Source organism: Mesorhizobium sp. CU3, assembly GCF_006442965.1.
Taxonomy (GTDB): domain Bacteria; phylum Pseudomonadota; class Alphaproteobacteria; order Rhizobiales; family Rhizobiaceae; genus Mesorhizobium.
On record NZ_VFWX01000001.1, the window covers coordinates 308194 to 322411 of the forward strand.

Genomic DNA, 14218 nt, shown 5'->3' on the forward strand with positions numbered 1-14218 from the left:
GGGCGCCGGCGCCCATCATTCGTCATCCACGGGCGAAGCAAGGAGCGAAGCGGACGCGGAGACCCGAGGATGACGAAGTCGCAGAGGCCTCGGCCAATCACGAGCGCTGGCGTGAAGTCAGCGAAATGAGCCCTTGCGCGAGGGCCTGATAAAGAAAACGCCCGCGCCGTTGCCAGCGCGGGCGTCTGATCCTCACAGGAGCGATCACCAGCTCCAAAAACCAGCGTGCCAGCGGCCGTGATACCAGAAGCCTGGATGCCAATGGCGCACATGCACCGGCCCGATGATCACGCGCCGGTTCGGCACGCATCTGCCCCAGCGGTTAACGTGCCAGCCGGGACCGCAGCGCCAGCCGACGGTTTCGACCGGCAGCGAGGATGCGCTTGGCTTGACCACAGGCATGGCCTCGGAGCCGGCGGCGGACAGCATCAACGTGCCGGCAGCCAAGGCAACGGGTAGCAAGTATTTTGTAAACATGCGTTGTCTCCTCAAATCATCCCTACCGCCGTGAAACGGAGGATGGGGGCGAATTCCGTCGCAGCGGCGCGGATCACGTTTTCGTTATCGGCCCGGACTTTCGTTGAGCGTCGCCACCGTCTTCAGCGCGCCGTCCAGCATGTCGCCCTTCTCGTCCTTCAGCGCCGCCTCGCGCAGGCGGCGGAGCCAGTCGGCCGCATCTTCCCTACCCTTCAGCATTGGCAGCGCCGACAGCACGCGGTCGAATTTCGACTGGGCGCGGGCGTGGGTGTCGCTGTAGCCCTTGATCAGGCGGCGGCAGTTCAAGATCTCGGTGGCCAAGGCGTAGTCCTGTTGCACGTTGCCGAGCGCCAGCTGGTACCACCGTTCAAGATGCTCGGTTTCGACTTTGTGGCGCAGCAGGCGCCGCCGCCAGCGGCGCAGGCCGCCGATGAACCACAGCATGGCGAAGCCGGTGAAACTGTCGGTGCGGATGTGGCGGCCGCGGTTGATGCGTCGGTCGAGAAAAGCGGCGAGTTTCGGCCGGTCCTCGATGTAGCTGCCGAGGCCCGCCGGCAGCGTGCCGCAAAACTCCTCGATGCGCGGATGGAAATATTCGGTCACCTGCAGGACCGAACCTTGCTTGACGCCCACCTCGTTGCGCACGCGCCGGTCGCGGGTCGAGCGCGTCTTGAGATCGGCGACGCGGATCATGTCGTCATAGCACATGGCGTTGGCGAGATGTTTTGCCGCGGCGATCGACAGCGCGTAGCCGAGCATCTCACTCTCCAGCACGGCGGCCTTGTCCAGCCGGTCGAGGTATTCGCTGCCATAAGCGACGTCCTGATAGTCGACGACTTTCTTCAGGCCGCGTTCGGCCATGTCGCGCAGCGGGTCCGGCAACGCCGCGACACGGTCAGCAAGACCCTGCCAGCCCTTCAGCAGGGTTTCCGGGCCGCTGACTTTTGGCGCTGGCTGGACTTCGGGGGCGGCGGGCGTCGATGCCTTGCCGCCCGCCGGCGCGGCCGCGACGCCCCGCGCCCGATCATAGGCAGCGCCAAAGGCGGCGAGGCTGGCTTTCACGCCACGGCCACCGGCGCCGATCGCCTGCTCATAGTTTTCGCGGACGAAAGGCAGCGCATCGGAACCGGCCAGCGCACCGAGCAGGCTGGCCGAGATCATGGTGCCGTTCTCGGCGGCGATCTTTTCCATGTCGAAGGCAATGAAGCGTTTTGCGGCGGCTTGTGCCGTCGCATGGACCTTTTCCGACGAAGCGCGGCCGTCACCCGGCTCGATCTTTTCCGAGACGGCGGCGATGCGGTGCGAGGAGGTGATCAGCGTCGTGCGTTCGGGCGTGACGAAGCCGCGGATGATAGCGCGGCCGGCTTCCATCAATTCGGCTGCGATCAATATGTCGACGTCGCCTTGCGAGGGCGACAGGGCGAAGACCGGCAGCCGGCCGGTGTCACGCGCCATCTCGATGTAGTAGATCGTGGCGCCGGTGCGCTGGGCGACGCCAGCGACCGAGGTCGACTGGGCGATATAGCCGCTGCGCTCGGCGACATCGGTGATCCAGTCGGCGAGCACGCCGCCGCCCTGGCCGCCGACGGCGAGCACGGCGAGTTTTATCACCCGCTCGTCATCAGAAGCGCCCATCTTCGGGCGCAGCGCTGCGCTGGGGTCAAGCATCGGCGAACGTCAAACGACGGCTCTCGCGGCGCCGCTGCAGCAGGCCGATGACGGCGCGACGCGCTTTTTCGAGGAAGCGATCCCAGCCACTGGGATTGTGGACGACATCGGCGCGGTAGAAGGACGGGCAAAGCACGGCGGCATCGGCCACCTCGCCGCAATTGCCGCAGCCGACGCAGTTCTGGTCGATCGAGGCCACCGGATCGTCGCGCAGCGGATCGTCGAGCGTCTTCACCGACAGTGACGGGCAGCCGGAAAGCCGCATGCAGGCATGGTCGCCGGTGCAGATGTCCTCGTCGACGCCGAACTTCGGCTTCACCATGCGCTCGCCGCCCTTGATCGCCTTGTCGACCAACGGTTTTTCGCGGCGCTGGCGGTTCAGCATGCATTCGGACGAGGCGACGATGACCTTCGGCCCTTTCTCCTCGGTGGTCAGCGCTTCGCGCAAGGTCGCCTGCATCTTGCCGACATCATAGGTGCGGTCGATGTGGCGCAGCCATTTGACGCCCATGCCCTTCACCGCCTCGGTGATCGGGTGTTTCGTCGACTTGGTGCGGTTCGAGGCGCGCGACGACAGGATGTCCTGGCCGCCGGTGGCGGCCGAGTAAAAATTGTCGACGATGACGATGACGCCGTCATTCTTGTTGAAGACTGCGTTGCCGATCGAGGAGGTAAGGCCGTTGTGCCAGAAGCCGCCGTCGCCGACGAAGGAGATCGAACGGCGCTTGGCATCGGGCGAGTTGAAGGCGGAGGCCGAGGCGGGACCCAGCCCGTAGCCCATGGTGGTGGCGCCGAGCTCGAAGGGCGGCATGATCGAGAACAGATGGCAGCCGATGTCGGAGGCGATGTGGTGCTTGCCGAGTTCCTGCTCGACGAGCTTGGTCGCGGCGAAGATCGGCCGCTCGGGGCAGCCGATGCAGAAACCCGGCGGGCGGCCGGGAACGACATTGATGAGGTCGGCGGTGTCGACGCCCTCGCCCAGCTTGTTCGGCGCCCGCACCTCGCCCGGCAGCAGATGCGGCGCGTTGGCGCGCAGGAAGGAGCCGATGCCGTCGAGCATGACCTGTCCGGTATACTCGCCGGCTATCGGCAGATGCTCCTTGCCGACCAGCTTCGTGCCGCGGCCGGCCTTGTGCAGCATGGCGGCAAAGGCCTGTTCGATGTAGTTGGGCTGGCCTTCCTCCACGACCAGCACCGCCTGCTTGCCTTCGCAGAAGGCGAGGAACTCGTCATCGACCAGCGGGTAGACGGCGTTCAGCACATAAAGCGGGACGTCGGTGTCGCCATAGGTGTCGGCAAGGCCGAGCCGCTGCAGGGCGCGGATAACCGAATTATACATGCCGCCCTGCATGACGATGCCGACCGAGCCGTGATCCGGCCCGAACATCTCGTTGATCTCGCGCTCGCGAATGAAATTCACGGCAGCCGGCCAGCGCTTGGCGACCTTCTCCTTCTCATGCAGGAAGGAGGCCGGCGGCAGCACGATGCGGCCGGTGTCGCGGCGCGGCGCCGACAGCGCGTCGGCCACCGTCATTGGCGGGCGCTTGTTGTCCTTGGCGGTGAAGTGGCCGTGGACGTGGCAGCAGCGGATGCGCACCTGCAGCATCACCGGCGTGTTGGAGACCTCCGACAATTCGAAGCCGTCCTCGACCGTCTTGACGATCGAGGGCAGGTTCGGACGCGGGTCGAGCAGCCAGACCTGGCTCTTCATGGCGAAGGCGTGGCTGCGCTCCTGCATGATGGAGGAGCCCTCGCCATAATCCTCGCCGACGATGATCAGCGCGCCGCCGGTGACGCCGCCGGACGCCAGATTGGCCAGCGCATCCGACGCGACATTGGTGCCGACGGTCGACTTGAAGGTGGCGGCACCGCGGATCGGATAATGCACGGAAGCGGCGAGCATGGCGGTGGCGGTGGCTTCCGAGGCGCTGGCCTCGAAATGCACGCCGAGCTCGCCAAGGATGTCCTGCGCGTCGGCGAGCACGTCCATCAGATGGCTGATCGGCGCGCCCTGATAGCCGCCGACATAGCCGACGCCGCATTGCAGCAGCGCCTTGGTGATGGCGAGAATGCCCTCGCCGGCAAATTCCTCACCGGCGCCCAGTCTCAGCTTTTCGACTTCCTTGGCAAAAGACCGTTCGGCCATGTCTGCCTCCTTCCGTTGCCGCCCTCCCGTTGCCAATTTGGGGGCGGCGCGTACGTCAAATTCAGATGTCGTGCTTGCGGATGTTCTTCAGCATCTTCTGCAGGATCGCGATCAGCGCAGCATATTCGGCATCGTCGACATCCTCGAACATCGCCTCGAAGGCGTCGTGCATGGCCGGCCAGGCGCGGGTGAACAGCGCGCGGCCATCATCGGTCAGGAACACATGGCGGATACGGCTGTCGCTGACGCCCTGCTCGCGCCGCACCAAGCCCTGCCCTTCCAGCGCGTCGAGCGTACGGCTCAAGGTCGACTGCTCGATCACCGTGTAAACAGAGAGGTCGTTGACGGTGACGCCATCGGTGACCGAGAGCACGGCCAGCGTGCGCACCTGCGGAATGGTCAGGCCCTGCTTGCGGAAATCCACGCGCAAAGTGGCATTGTAGCGGCCCATGATGCGGTTCATCAGATAGGGCGCGAATTGCTGCAACCCGATCTGGCCGAGCGTCGAGATGCGCTGGCGCGGGGCGTTCTGTTCCATCAGATCCTCCCAGCCAGCAGGAAGCCGGAACCGCCGCCAAGGCCAGCGCCCGAGTGGGTCGAGGCGCCGATATGATAGAGGCCCTTGATGCCGGTCTCGTGGTTGCGGCTTGATTTGAACGGCCGCCACAGGAAGGCCTGGTCGATGGTCGATGACCCGCCATAGGGATCGCCGCCGACCAGGTTGATGTTCATCGCTTCGAGATCGGCCGGCGAATAGGCGCGGCGCGCAATCACCGTGTCGCGGAAGCCGTCGATGTGGTGGGCAAGGATCGCCTCTACGCGGTCGGCGTAGGCCTCGCGCAGGGTCTCGGTCCACCGGCCATCTGCGGGAACGTCCAGCTTGCCGGCGGCATCGCCCTTGATGTGGCGCGGCGCCTCCGGCAACTGCAGCCACAGGATCGCCTTGCCTTCCGGACAGCGCGACGGGTCGAGTGCGTGCGGCTGGCCGACGCAGATGGTCGGCACGTCCGGCAGCAGACCGCGCACGGCTTCGTTGCAGGCCTTCGACACGCCGTCGAGCCCCGGCGTCAGATGCAGCAGCGCCACCTTGTCCAGCCCCTCGCCGCGCCATGACGGCGGCTTATCGAGCGCGTAGTGGATCTGGAAATTGCCTTTGCCGTAACGATAGGACTGCGTGGCTTTCGCCGCCGCCTCGGGCGCGTCCTTGCCAAGCAGGCGGCCGTAAAGCTGCGTCGGGGTGACCGAGCAGACGACGCTCTTCGTAGCGGTCAGCGTTTCGCCGGAAGCGAGCCGCACGCCGGTGGCGCGGCCGCCCGACTGGACGATCGCGGCGACGTCGGCATTGACGCGGATTTCGCCGCCGCGTTCCTTGATCAGCGCCTCGAAGGCGGCGAGCAGGTTCTTCGCGCCCCCCTTGACGATCGGCGCGCCGGCGGCTTCCAGCGCGAAGGCGATGACCTTGGCGATCTGGCCGGAAAAAGCGTCTTCCGGGCCGAGCCCGGCATGCAGCACCCAGGGCGCCCAAAGCGCGCGGACCGTATCGGATGTGTAGGTCGTCTCAAGCCAGCCGCGGGCCGGCACCAGCGCCTCGCCCAGGAAGGCGGCAAGATTGCGCGGACCGCGCCGCCAGGCTTCGCCGGCCATGAGCTTCGTCGTCGGATAGGACCAGAGCGCGCCGCCGAGCAGGCCGAAGAGCAGCCCAGCGTTGCGCTCGATGTCGCCGACATCGCCGCCATGGCGGTCGCCGTCGCCGGACGCGATCCGGTTCAGCGCCGCGATGTTGGCGGCGCGGTCTGTGGTGAGCACGGCATGGCTGCCGTCCGGCGTAAGCACGCCGGTCGGCGTCGCCGTGTGGCAGAACTCCAGGCCATGCCGCGCCAGGTCCTTGCCCAATGCGGCAAAGGCCGGCGAGGTGATGAACAGCACAAAGGTCGTCGCCATAACATCGTGGACGAAGCCCGGCGCCGTGATCTCCTCGGTGCGCATGCAGCCGCCGATTCGGTCGTTGCGCTCGAGCACCAGCACCCTGGCGCCCTTGGCGCCAAGCATCGTAGCGCAGACCAAGGCGTTGATGCCGCTGCCGACGATGATGTGATCGACGTCGCTCATCGTCGTGGCCTTGGCGTTAACCCCGCGGCACCAGCGCCAAAGCGCGGATCGGGCTGCCGGTGCCGTGCTCGATCTTGAGCGGGGCGGCGATCAGGATCGCGCCTTTCGGCGGCAGCTGGTCGAGATTGCAGAGGCTGGCCAGGCCGTAGCGGTTGGCCTTGTGCATCAGCGTGTGCGCCGGAAATGGCGGCTCCATGCCGCCGGCCTTGCCGGCGTCGGTGCCGATGGTCTCCGAGCCCCAGCCCTTGATGTCCTTGGCAATCAGGAACTGGATGGCTTCCGCCGTCGGTCCAGGCGTGTGCGGGCCGGTCTCATTGGCGTTGAGGAACTCGGCCTCGGAGCCGTTGCGCTTATACCAGTCGGTGCGCATCACCACCCATTCGCCGGGGTTGATGGCGCCGTGCTTGGCCTCCCAGGCCTTGATGTGGTCGACGGTGAGCAGGAAGTCGTGGTCGGCGGCGGACTCTTTCGAGCAGTCGATGACGTTGACCGGACCGACGAAATTCTGCGCCGGAATGGTGTCGGTGGCGCCGTCCGGATAGTCCTTGCCGGTGATCCAGTGTTGCGGGGCGTCGAAATGGGTGCCGGAATGCTCGCCGAGCTTCAGCCAGTTCCAGGCCCACCACGGACCGTTCTTGTCGTATTTGGAGATTTGATGGATTTCGACCTTCGGGGTGTCGACGGCGAGTTCCGGCGGCAGCTTGATCAGCGGCGTGTTGGGCCCGAGCGGCGCCGACAGGTCGACCACCTTGATGGCGCCCGAAAGCAGCTGGCCGGCGACCTCGCCGAGGAGTTTCTGCGTGTCCATGGTCTTTGTTCCCTCTTGTCCGTGATCATCAAGGCTCGTTTCGGCCCTTAATATCCTACTAGACGAAAACATATGCATCTGCAATTATCTTTAAGCATAAAGGATTTTGGGATGGGCGGGTGAGCGAGTTTGACGCCATCTTTGTCGGGGCGGGCCACAACAGCTTGGCTTGTGCGGCGCATTTGGCGCTCAAAGGTTGGAAAACAGCGGTTTTCGAGCGCAGCCAGACGATCGGCGGCGCCGTCCGCACGGCCGAATACACGCTTCCCGGTTTCCGCCACGATTTCGGCGCGATGAATCTGAGCCTGTTCGCCGGCTCGGCCTTCCACCGGAAATATGCAAATGAATTGAAAACCCACGGGTTGGACTTCGCCCCGGTGGCCGATTGTTTCGCCAGCGCGTTCCCGGATGGAAAGTGGTTCGGCGTCAGCAACGACCTTGAAAGGACCACATTGCGGCTGGCGGCTTTCTCGGCGGCCGATGCCGCCACGTGGCGCCGGCTGGTCGGCGCCTTCCCGGGTGAGGCCGAGCATCTGTTCCGGCTGCTCGGATCGCCGATGAGCGCGCGGGCGCTGGCCGGCACGGGCTGGAATATCTGGCGCAAGAAGGGCCTTGCCGGCGCGCTGGATACGGGCCGGCTGCTGCTCTCCTCGCCCCGCGCATGGCTGGAAGAGAATTTCGAGACGCCGCATGTGCGCACCGCGCTCGCCGCCTGGGGCATGCATCTCGACTTCGCGCCCGACATCGCCGGCGGCGCCGTCTTCCCCTATCTGGAATCGATGGCCAACCAGAGTTTCGGCATGGTGCTGGGCAAAGGCGGCGCCGATACCATAATCCGCGCGCTGGCCGGCATGGTGACCGCTGCCGGCGGCCAGATCGTAACCGGCGCGGATGTCGCGGAGATCACCGTTGCCGGCGGACGGGCGACAGGTGTGCGGCTGGCATCCGGCGATTTCCACATCGCCAGCAAGGCCGTCATTGCCGGCGTTGCGCCAAAGGCCCTTACAGGCAAGCTTCTGCCCGATGGCTCCGGCGATGCGGCGTTCGACACGGCGATGCAAAAGTTCCGTTACGCGCCGGGCACGATGATGATCCATCTGGCGCTGGACGATTTGCCGGACTGGAGCGCCGCTGCGGAGCTTCGTCAGTTCGCCTATGTGCATCTGGCGCCGTCGCTCGACGCGATGTCGCGGACCTATCAGCAGGCGATGGCCGGCATACTGCCGGACCAGCCGGTGCTCGTCGTCGGCCAGCCGACGGCTGTCGACCCTTCGCGCGCGCCGGCGGGCAAGCATGTGCTGTGGGTGCAAGTGCGCATGCTGCCGGCGGAGATCCTCGGGGACGCCGCCGGCAAGATCGCGCCCGCGCACTGGGATGCCGTGAAGGACGCCTATGCCGAGCGCGTGCTCGACATCATCGAAAGCTATGCGCCAGGGTTGCGCAAAAAGATCCTCGGCCGTGCTGTTTTTTCGCCGCTCGACCTCGAACGCGAGAATCCGAACCTCGTCGGCGGCGACCAGATCTGCGGCAGCCACCATCTGGCGCAGAATTTCCTGTTCCGCCCGGCGCGCGGCCACGCGCGCTGGAACACGCCGGTCTCGAACCTCTACCTCACCGGGGCCGCGACATGGCCAGGCGCCGGCACGGGCGCGGGATCGGGCTTCATGCTCGCGCAACAGCTTGGCGGGAGGTAGCTCCAACGAGTTTATCGAGGCGACGAGAGGCAAGGCGCTGCTGCCCACGAAGCCTGAACCAATGAACGGATAGTGCCGCGCAAAGAGAATAACCAACAAGGGGAACGACCATGACAATCAACAGACGCGAATTGCTTGGATACAGTGCAGCAGCACTTGGCGTGGCCGCTATTGGCCTGCCGAGAATAGCCAAGGCCGCCGCCGACGAACTCACCATCGCCTACAACGTCAACCTGCCCTCTTGGGACCCGACGACCGGCCCCTCGGCCGTCAACCCGACCATCCAGGGCCTCTACCAGTCGGTGTTCGACCAGATCATCGGCCAGAAGCCGGACCTCTCCTTCACGCCTGGACTGCTCACCGAATGGGGCTGGAACGACGATCGCACCAAGGTGACGATGACGGTGCGCGAGGGCGTGAAATGGCATGACGGCTCGCCCTTCACGCCGGAAGACGTCGTCTGGTCGCTGACCCGCGCCGGCGACGAGAAGACCGGCAACCCGATCCAGTTCGTCTGGAAGAACGTCAACAATTTCAAGATCGACGGCAACAAGATCACCGGCGACGTCGTGCAGTTCGACCCGGTCTATTTCAAGTGGATGTCGTTCCTGACCGGCTACATCCTGCCCAAGGCCTATTACGAGAAGGTCGGCGCGGAGGGCTTCGAAAAGGCGCCTATCGGCACCGGCCCCTATATGGTCGACAAGTTCGAGCGCAACGCCTTCCTGCGGCTGAAGGCCAATCCGAATTACTGGGGCACGAAGCCGGCCTTCGAGAATGTGACGATCAAGTTCGTCACCGACGCGGCGAGCCGCGTCGCCGAAATCGAGTCCGGCTCCTCGCATGTGACGCTCGAAATTCCCTATGAGGAATATGACCGCCTCATCAAGAAGAGCGGGCTGGCCGGCTCGATCAAGAATGTCTCCGACATCGGCATGATCTTCTTCAACAACAAGGACGCCATGCTGGACAAGAACGTCCGCCAGGCGGCCGTGATGGCGGTGGACAAGGAGCTTTTGGTCAAGCGGCTGCTGCGCGGCTACGGCCAGCCGATCGACACGCTGGAGACGCCGGAATATGCCGCCTTCGATCCGTCGATCAAGGTCGAGCACAATCCGGAAAAGGCCAAGGAACTGCTCGCCGCTTCCGGCTATTCGACCAAGAAGCCGGCCAAGTTCACCATCCAGACGACCAAGGGCTTCAAGCCCAAGGACTACGAGATGGTGCAGGCGATCGTCGGCATGTGGCGCAAGGTCGGCATCGAGGCCGAGATCGAGGTCTACGAGATCGCCAAGCACTACGAGTTGCGCGCCGCGCACAAGCTGGCGCCGGCCGCCTTCTACAACTGGGGCAATTCTATCGGCGATCCGACCACCTCGACCGGCTTCGCCATGTTCGGCCCGTCGCCGCATTCGTCGTGGAAGACCGACGACCTCGATGCCAAGATCGGCCCGCTGTGGGGCGAGAAGGACGAGGCCAAGCGCATCGCCGGCTGGAAGGCGGTCGACAAGTATATCGCCGAGCAGGCCTATGTGCTGCCGCTGATCCAGTATGCGCAGCCGATCGTGCATTCGAAGAAGGTCAATGTCGTGCAGCACATCTCCGGCGCTCTGCTGCCGGCGCTGATGACTCCGGCCTGATCGTCGGCCTTCCATTGCCACGCGCGCCGTCCGCAAGACGGCCCGCTTTTTCATCCAGGCTCATGGGCAGATGCTGCTGCAGAGATTCCTCGTTCGTCTGCTGACGATGCTGGTGACGCTGTTCGGCGTCGCCATCGTCGTCTTCGTCGTCATCCGCGTCGCGCCCGGCGACCCGATCGCCATGATGCTGCCGCCCGGCGCCAGCGATGACGATATCGCGCGGCTGCGCGCGCTGTATGGGCTGGACCGGACTATCGTGCAGCAGTTCTTCATCTGGCTCGGCGGCGTGCTGCATGGCGATTTCGGCACCTCGATCTCGCTGCGCCAGGATGTGCTTGGCCTGGTTTTCAACCGGCTGCCGGCGACGCTGGAGCTGGCGAGTTTCGCGCTGCTGATGGCGATCGCCATCGGGGTGCCCATGGCAATCCTCGGCGCGCGCAAGCGCGGCACGGCGGTCGAGGCCGGCATCGACATCGCCAGCGGCGCGACTCTCTCCATCCCCGACTTCCTATGGGGGCTGGTGCTGATCCTTTTGTTCGGCGTGCTTGTCCCCGTGTTCGACATTTCTGGCCGTGTGTCGCCGGAACTCGACCTGCCTTTCGTCACCCAGTTCTATCTGGTCGAGAGCATCCTACGGCTCCGCTTCGATCTCACCTGGGACCTGCTCAAGCACATGCTGATGCCGGCCGTGGCCTTGGCGCTGCCGCTGGCGGCGATCATCGCGCAGTTGCTCAAACAATCGCTGAAGGAAGTACTCGATCTCGACTATGTCGTGCTCGCCCGCGTGAAGGGTTTTTCGGAGACGCAGGTAATCCTGCGCGAGGCGCTGAAGAACGCGGCGCTGCCGACGCTGACGCTGGTCGGCGTGCAGTTCACCTTCCTCATCGGCGGCACGGTGATCGTCGAGCGGCTGTTTTCCTATGAGGGCCTCGGCAACATGGCGATCGACGCCGTCATCAACCGCGACCTGCCGCTGATCCAGGGCATCGTGCTGGTGTTCGCGCTGCTCTTCGTGCTGATCAACCTCGCCGTCGACATGATGTATGCGCTGCTCAATCCGAGGCTGCGCCATGGATGACGCGCGCATTTCCCGGCGCGGCTTGAGCCCGAAGCTGTGGCTGGCCGGCGGCTGGCTGCTGGTTGCCTTGCTTGCCGCCATCTTCGCGCCGCTGGTCGCGCCGCAGGATCCGCTGGCGCAGGATTTGATGCTGGAGCGCCTGCCGCCCTTCTGGCTCGACGGCGCCGAGCCCGGCTATTGGCTGGGCACCGACAGTCTGGGACGCGATCTCTTGTCGCGGCTGATCTTCGGCGGCCGCATCGCCTTCATCGTCGCCTTTGCGGCGGCGACCTCCGCCTGCCTCCTCGGTTCGGCGCTGGGGCTGATCGCCGGCTATTTCGGCGGCTGGGCCGACCGCATCATCTCGCGCATCGTCGATGTCTGGATGGCGTTCCCGCCGGTGCTGTTCGCGATCCTGCTGGTCGCGGTGCTGGGCACAGGGCTGAGCTCGGTCATTTTGGCCATCGCAATCATCGACTGGACGCGTTTCTGCCGGGTGATCCGCGCCGAGGCGATGAGCCAGGCGCGCATGGACTATGTCGAAAGCGCGCGCATCGCCGGCTATGGCCGCATCGGCATCATGCTGCGCGAAGTGCTGCCCAATGTGCTGCCGTCGGTCGTGGCGCTTTTGTCGCTGGAGATGGGTATCGCCGTGATCGTCGAGGCGATCCTGTCCTTCGTCAACCTGTCGATCTCGACCGACGATCCGACCTGGGGCAGCATCATCGCCGAGGGCCGCCTGTCGATCCACCAGGCCTGGTGGGTGCTGGTGTTCCCGCTGATCACGCTGATCCTCACGGTGCTTTCCTTCAGCCAGTTCGGCGAAGCGCTGAAGGCGCGCTTCGATCCGGTGCTGCGATGAGCGCCAATATGGAACCATGTCTCGACATCCGCTCGCTTAGCGCCGTGCTGCCCAACGGCCAGCGCGTGCTGCGTTCGGTCTCGCTCAGCGTCCAGCCGGGCGAGGTGCGCGCGCTGGTCGGCGAGAGCGGCGCCGGCAAGACGATGATCGGCAAGGCGGTACTCGGCGTGCTACCGAAAAGCGTGCGCATCGTCGAAGGCGAAATGCTGATCGAAGGCGAAGACCTCGGCCGTCTGGGCGAAAAGGCGCGGCGCAACCTGATCGGCGCACGCACGGCGCTGATCCCGCAGGATCCGCTGACCGCGCTCAACCCGTCGCGTCGCATCGGCCCGCAGATGACCGACCGGCTGGTGCGTATCCTGCGCTGGAGCGGCGAGAGAGCCGACAAGCGCATCCGGCAATTGCTCGACGAGGTGCAGATCCGCGATCCCGAGCGGGTTTTGAAAAGCTATCCGCATGAGCTCAGCGGCGGCATGCGCCAACGCGTGCTGATCGCGGCGGCGTTCGCCGCCGAGCCCAGGCTGATCGTCGCCGACGAGCCGACCACGGCGCTGGACGTGACCGTGCAGAAGCAGATCCTGCGGCTGATCGCGCAACTGCAGCGCGACCATGGAACGGCGATCCTGTTCGTGACCCACGACCTCGGCGTCGTCGCCAAGATCAGCCAGAAAGTGTCCGTGCTCTATGCCGGCAAGGTTGTCGAGGAAGCCGACACCGCGCAGCTCTTCGCCGCTCCCCAGCACGCTTACACCCGGGCGCTGATCGCGGCGACGCCGCGCTACACCGATCCCTACGCCTCGCTGAAGCCGGTGGACGAAGCCGTTCTTGCGGGGTTGGCCGCGGAGATCGCGGCGGCGGACCAGTCCTGGAGGCCGGGCCATGGCTGAGCCGCTGTTTTCCGTGCGCGGGCTGAAGGTGGCGCTGCCCGACATGACGCGCAAGCCGCTGATCGGCCGCGCGCCGCTGGCCGAAATCCTCAAAGGGCTCGACTTCGACCTGCCCAAGGGATCGGTGACCGGCATCGTCGGCGAATCCGGTTCGGGCAAGTCGACGCTCGGCCGGGCGCTGGTGCGGCTGCTTGAGCCGAGCGAAGGATCGATCAGCCTCCAGGGGCGCGACATCGCCCATCTTTCGGAAGCCGAGCTTCGGCCCCTACGCCGCGACCTGCAGATGATCTTCCAGGACCCGATGTCGTCGCTCAATCCGCGGCATACGATCTTCAGCATCATCGCCGCGCCCTTGCGGCAGAACGGGCTTGGCGACCGGCTGAAGGAGCGCGTGGCGGATGCCCTGCAGCGCGTCGGCCTGCCGCAGAGTTTCGCCAGCCGCTACCGGCACGAATTGTCGGGCGGCCAGCGCCAGCGCGTCGGCATCGCGCGGGCACTGGCGCTGTCGCCGAAATTCGTGCTGGCCGACGAAATCGTCTCCGGCCTCGACGTGTCGACGCAGGCGCAGATCCTGACGCTGCTGGAAAAGCTGGCGGCCGAGATGGGGTTGACCGTCGCCTTCATCAGCCACGATCTGTCGGTGATCCGGCGGCTTTGCCAGCAGGTCATCGTCATGCGCGAAGGCAAGATCGTCGAAATGAGCGCCACCGACGCGCTGTTCGACAATCCAAAGCAGGCCTACACGCGCGACTTGCTCGCCGCCATTCCACTTCCCGAGATCGACGCGGACTGGCTGCAGCCAGCGTCGCCGGCATGAGGAGAGCTTGACGAACCGCACGCCGAACAGCGGGCCTCGGATGTGCGCGGTGA

12 protein-coding genes are annotated in these 14218 nt (G+C 65.4%); 6 read left to right on the forward strand and 6 right to left on the reverse strand.

The window, feature by feature from the left end; translation table 11 throughout:
- Positions 1-204: 204 nt before the first annotated feature.
- The 6 genes from FJ988_RS01490 to FJ988_RS01515 form a co-directional block, all read right to left on the reverse strand.
- On the reverse strand, positions 205-477 hold the full coding sequence (locus FJ988_RS01490; protein ID WP_140814969.1) for a GCG_CRPN prefix-to-repeats domain-containing protein: 273 nt from the start codon (positions 475-477) through the stop codon (positions 205-207).
- An 84-nt stretch (positions 478-561) separates the two neighbouring features.
- On the reverse strand, positions 562-2145 hold the full coding sequence (locus FJ988_RS01495; protein ID WP_140814970.1) for an indolepyruvate oxidoreductase subunit beta family protein: 1584 nt from the start codon (positions 2143-2145) through the stop codon (positions 562-564).
- A complete protein-coding gene (locus tag FJ988_RS01500; RefSeq protein WP_140814971.1) occupies positions 2138-4291 on the reverse strand; it encodes an indolepyruvate ferredoxin oxidoreductase subunit alpha in 2154 nt (717 codons plus the stop codon). Before FJ988_RS01500 ends, FJ988_RS01495 begins: the two co-directional genes overlap by 8 nt.
- Positions 4292-4352: 61 nt before the next feature.
- Positions 4353-4829, reverse strand: coding sequence for a MarR family winged helix-turn-helix transcriptional regulator (locus FJ988_RS01505; RefSeq protein WP_140814972.1), 477 nt, complete (start codon positions 4827-4829; stop codon positions 4353-4355).
- Complete coding sequence (locus FJ988_RS01510) at positions 4829-6400, reverse strand: NAD(P)/FAD-dependent oxidoreductase (protein WP_140814973.1); 1572 nt, start codon at positions 6398-6400, stop codon at positions 4829-4831. The genes FJ988_RS01505 and FJ988_RS01510 overlap by 1 nt, the downstream gene beginning before the upstream one ends.
- A gap of 16 nt (positions 6401-6416) precedes the next feature.
- Positions 6417-7208, reverse strand: a complete 792-nt coding sequence (locus FJ988_RS01515; protein ID WP_140814974.1) for a cyclase family protein — start codon at positions 7206-7208, stop codon at positions 6417-6419.
- A 119-nt stretch (positions 7209-7327) separates the two neighbouring features.
- Here FJ988_RS01515 and FJ988_RS01520 point away from each other — a divergent pair, with 119 nt between their 5' ends.
- The 6 genes from FJ988_RS01520 to FJ988_RS01545 all read left to right on the forward strand — a co-directional run bounded on the left by FJ988_RS01520 (position 7328) and on the right by FJ988_RS01545 (position 14165).
- Positions 7328-8902 carry an NAD(P)/FAD-dependent oxidoreductase gene (locus FJ988_RS01520; protein WP_140814975.1) on the forward strand — a complete coding sequence of 525 codons (1575 nt, stop codon included), beginning with the start codon at positions 7328-7330 and terminating at the stop codon, positions 8900-8902.
- Between the two features lie 110 nt (positions 8903-9012).
- A complete protein-coding gene (locus FJ988_RS01525; protein WP_140814976.1) occupies positions 9013-10542 on the forward strand; it encodes an ABC transporter substrate-binding protein in 1530 nt (509 codons plus the stop codon).
- A 70-nt stretch (positions 10543-10612) separates the two neighbouring features.
- On the forward strand, positions 10613-11620 hold the full coding sequence (locus FJ988_RS01530; protein ID WP_140814977.1) for an ABC transporter permease: 1008 nt from the start codon (positions 10613-10615) through the stop codon (positions 11618-11620).
- Positions 11613-12461 carry an ABC transporter permease gene (locus FJ988_RS01535; protein WP_140814978.1) on the forward strand — a complete coding sequence of 283 codons (849 nt, stop codon included), beginning with the start codon at positions 11613-11615 and terminating at the stop codon, positions 12459-12461. The genes FJ988_RS01530 and FJ988_RS01535 overlap by 8 nt, the downstream gene beginning before the upstream one ends.
- Positions 12462-12469: 8 nt before the next feature.
- Positions 12470-13348 (forward strand): ABC transporter ATP-binding protein, encoded by an 879-nt coding sequence (locus tag FJ988_RS01540; protein ID WP_181183404.1) that lies wholly within the window; start codon positions 12470-12472, stop codon positions 13346-13348.
- A complete protein-coding gene (locus FJ988_RS01545; protein ID WP_140814980.1) occupies positions 13341-14165 on the forward strand; it encodes an ATP-binding cassette domain-containing protein in 825 nt (274 codons plus the stop codon). The genes FJ988_RS01540 and FJ988_RS01545 overlap by 8 nt, the downstream gene beginning before the upstream one ends.
- The last annotated feature ends 53 nt before the right edge of the window (positions 14166-14218 follow it).

Bases quoted from the DNA above. Each gene is read 5' to 3' on its own strand.
- FJ988_RS01510 (WP_140814973.1), bottom strand. From the start codon at position 6,400: ATGAGCGACGTCGATCACATCATCGTCGGCAGCGGCATCAACGCCTTG.
- FJ988_RS01505 (WP_140814972.1), bottom strand. From the start codon at position 4,829: ATGGAACAGAACGCCCCGCGCCAGCGCATCTCGACGCTCGGCCAGATC.
- FJ988_RS01535 (WP_140814978.1), top strand. From the start codon at position 11,613: ATGGATGACGCGCGCATTTCCCGGCGCGGCTTGAGCCCGAAGCTGTGG.
- FJ988_RS01495 (WP_140814970.1), bottom strand. From the start codon at position 2,145: ATGCTTGACCCCAGCGCAGCGCTGCGCCCGAAGATGGGCGCTTCTGAT.
- FJ988_RS01500 (WP_140814971.1), bottom strand. From the start codon at position 4,291: ATGGCCGAACGGTCTTTTGCCAAGGAAGTCGAAAAGCTGAGACTGGGC.
- FJ988_RS01490 (WP_140814969.1), bottom strand. From the start codon at position 477: ATGTTTACAAAATACTTGCTACCCGTTGCCTTGGCTGCCGGCACGTTG.
- FJ988_RS01545 (WP_140814980.1), top strand. From the start codon at position 13,341: ATGGCTGAGCCGCTGTTTTCCGTGCGCGGGCTGAAGGTGGCGCTGCCC.
- FJ988_RS01530 (WP_140814977.1), top strand. From the start codon at position 10,613: ATGCTGCTGCAGAGATTCCTCGTTCGTCTGCTGACGATGCTGGTGACG.
- FJ988_RS01515 (WP_140814974.1), bottom strand. From the start codon at position 7,208: ATGGACACGCAGAAACTCCTCGGCGAGGTCGCCGGCCAGCTGCTTTCG.
- FJ988_RS01540 (WP_181183404.1), top strand. From the start codon at position 12,470: ATGGAACCATGTCTCGACATCCGCTCGCTTAGCGCCGTGCTGCCCAAC.
- FJ988_RS01525 (WP_140814976.1), top strand. From the start codon at position 9,013: ATGACAATCAACAGACGCGAATTGCTTGGATACAGTGCAGCAGCACTT.